Origin of the sequence: Frankia gtarii, assembly GCF_025403375.1 — a bacterium.
Taxonomy (GTDB): Bacteria; Actinomycetota; Actinomycetes; order Frankiales; family Frankiaceae; genus Frankia; species Frankia gtarii.
Genome location: NZ_JAMPTM010000581.1, coordinates 1 through 802 on the forward strand (window position 1 = coordinate 1; position 802 = coordinate 802).

1 pseudogene is annotated in these 802 nt (G+C 65.8%); it reads left to right on the forward strand.

Annotated features, from left to right (window positions below):
• Positions 1-599: 599 nt before the first annotated feature.
• Positions 600-802: pseudogene (locus NBZ83_RS32405) on the forward strand (ABC transporter substrate-binding protein); the annotation flags it as partial.

Sequence of the window (802 nt, forward strand, 5' to 3'; positions counted from 1 at the left end):
GCCCCACGTCGCGAGCCTGCGCGCTGTGCGGCCGGGGGAGGCGGGTGCCGGCGAACCCCCGGGGGGACCACGTTCTTCGGGAGCGGGCCGTCGTCTCTGGTACGCCGAACGTTGTTTCTCCCGAGATGATCCGTATACGGAATGAGGGTGTGATTGGGTGTTGGGTGGCCCTGTGCCAACGCTCGGGTGTGCGCCGCTGACACGCCACGGAGAAAGCTGGGTGGGGATCGTTGCGAATTTCCTGAGGCGACGCTAAGGGCGCGGAAGGGATGCGGAGAGCACCCCCCGGTTGGTTCTGGTGTGGCTACCCCCTGGTAGGTTTCCGTCGACGGAATCTGTGATCTCCAGTGAAGATGTCGGAGGATCGGACCTGTACTGACTGCCGTGCTGACGTGACCAAGTTTTCCGCACTGATCTGGTAGACGTTGATGTGCTACACGGCGGTGGCGGTTCTCGCGGCGAGTTCGCTCGCCGATACCCGATCGCGCATGCGTGGCCAGGATCGGGAATTCATCAGCACAGAGCGGTCAGCCGCGGGCTCGGGAAACCTCGGCGCGGTCGAGAGGTGGCTTGAACGGGTGTGGCGTATGAGGCTGGGCGTGGTGGCGGTCGCTGCGGTGACCATGCTCGCGGCCTGTAGTTCCGGGGACTCGTCGAATAGCGGAAGTTCCGCGTCCGGCGCCTGCGCCCCCGGTGTGACCGATGATTCGATCAAGGCCGGTCTGCTCTATCCGGACAGCGGCGTGATGGCCGCCCAGTTCACCGGCTTCCGGGCCGGCGTCACCGCCCGGTTCGGTGCGGA